The organism is Ruminococcus sp. RTP21484sp1_RTP21281st1_A8_RTP21281_210402 (assembly GCF_040914025.1).
In the GTDB taxonomy this organism is placed as follows: domain Bacteria; phylum Bacillota; class Clostridia; order Lachnospirales; family Lachnospiraceae; genus Blautia_A; species Blautia_A faecis.
On the sequence record NZ_JBCPGE010000097.1, the window covers coordinates 1 to 1,758 of the forward strand.

Annotated in this window: 1 protein-coding gene; it reads left to right on the forward strand. The window is 38.7% G+C overall.

Going from position 1 to position 1,758, the window contains the following annotated elements; translation table 11 throughout:
- Window positions 1-173 precede the first annotated feature (173 nt).
- The gene (locus AB5170_RS22390; RefSeq protein WP_117918265.1) at window positions 174-1,469 is read left to right on the forward strand and encodes an IS30 family transposase; all 1,296 of its coding nucleotides are present in this window, start codon (window positions 174-176) and stop codon (window positions 1,467-1,469) included.
- The last annotated feature ends 289 nt before the right edge of the window (window positions 1,470-1,758 follow it).

Consider the following 1,758-nt stretch of genomic DNA (forward strand, 5'->3'; position numbering starts at 1 on the left):
ACGTCAATTGTAATCTGAGATTCCATACCCACATCTCAGACTGATTTAAAAAGTTAATAGTAATGAGTGCAAAGGAAGGGTATGGATTTTCCTTTACAAATTCAAGAGACTGACTGGATTGTTGGTCTCTTTTTTGCTATGCTTTGATTTCTGGCGGCTGGAAAGGAGCTACCATGTCAAAGTTTTTAACATATGAAGATCGATTAGTTATTGCACAACTCCTTCAGGAGAATGTCTCCTTTGGAGTTATAGGAAATAAATTAGGCAAGGATCGTACCACGATTGCAAAGGAAATAAAAAAGCATTCCTATGATAAGAAAAGTGGTCGTCCGGGATATCCTTATAATCCATGTAAACATCGCAGTACATGCAAAGCCAAAAAGCTGTGCGGAAACAGTTGTACGCATCAATCAGCGTATAAATGTAGTCTATGTTCCGAGTGTACATTGCACTGCCTGGATTTTGCAGAGGATATCTGTTCTGTTAAAACAAAACCGCCATATGTATGTAATGGCTGCAGCCAGCTTTCTAAATGCACCTTGTTAAAACGCATTTATGATCCGTCAGATGCTCATGAGATGGCATATCAGTCTATTTCGGAATCCAGAACGGGCATTTTATCCAATGAGGATGATATAGCAAGGATAAATGGAATCATAAGCCCGCTGGTCAAAAATGGACAGTCACTTCATCAGATTTATATAGAGCATGTAGATGAAATCATGTGCAGCGAAAAAACATTGTATAATTATGTTGATGCCCAGCTTTTTGATATACGGAACATCGACCTGCCTCGTAAGGTGAAATATCGTCCTCGTTACAAACAGCCTGAGTTCAAGGTAGACAGAGGATGTCGTATTGGTAGAAACTATAGCGATTTCCAGAAGTTTCTTGAAAGTAATCCGGAGTCTACTGTTATACAGATGGACAGTGTTATCGGACGTGTGGGAGGCAAATGTCTGCTTACCATACATTTCGTTGAAACCAGTTTAATGCTTGCATTTTTGAGAGATTCAAATACCTCAGCATCTGTCATACAGATTATAAATCTGCTGGATAAAGTACTTGGAAGCAAAGATTTTTCGCGTTTATTCCCAGTTATTCTCACAGACAACGGAAGTGAGTTTTCAAATCCAAAAGCGATCGAAAAACGTGATGCGATTCCATGCAACAGAACGAATGTATTTTACTGCGATCCAAGTGCACCTTATCAAAAAGGAGCCTGCGAAGTGAATCATGAATTGATTCGCCGCATTCTGCCAAAAGGAAGCAGCTTTGATGATCTTACACAGAAAGATATTTTTCTGATGATGGATCATATCAATTCCTATAAAAGGAAAAAGCTGAACAACCGTAGCCCATACGAAACGTTCAGCTTTTATTACGGAGAAGATATACTTAAGAAACTTGGATGTAAACCGGTTGCCGCCGAAAACATCATCTTAAAGCCTAAACTTCTCAAAAAGTAACAGATAAATTTGCAAAGTGCCGCCAGAACAATGACAGCAGAATAACTTCAAAACAGGGATGGATTCTCCGAATACAAAAATTTCGAACGGGAATTGATTCCTTATTGTCGTGTGCAAATTTATTGCTGAACGTATTATAACATGTCAATGTACAAATGAAAATCTGGGAAATTCGCTTACAAAACGGGATTTTCGTTTACAAAGCGGGAATCTCGTTTACAAAATGAGATTTTCATTTACAAAGAGAGACTCTTGGGTTACAAACGGGACTCTCGCTCTACATTTCACC

Coding starts and splice junctions, on each gene's coding strand:
- AB5170_RS22390 (WP_117918265.1), top strand. CDS start 174: ATGTCAAAGTTTTTAACATATGAAGATCGATTAGTTATTGCACAACTC.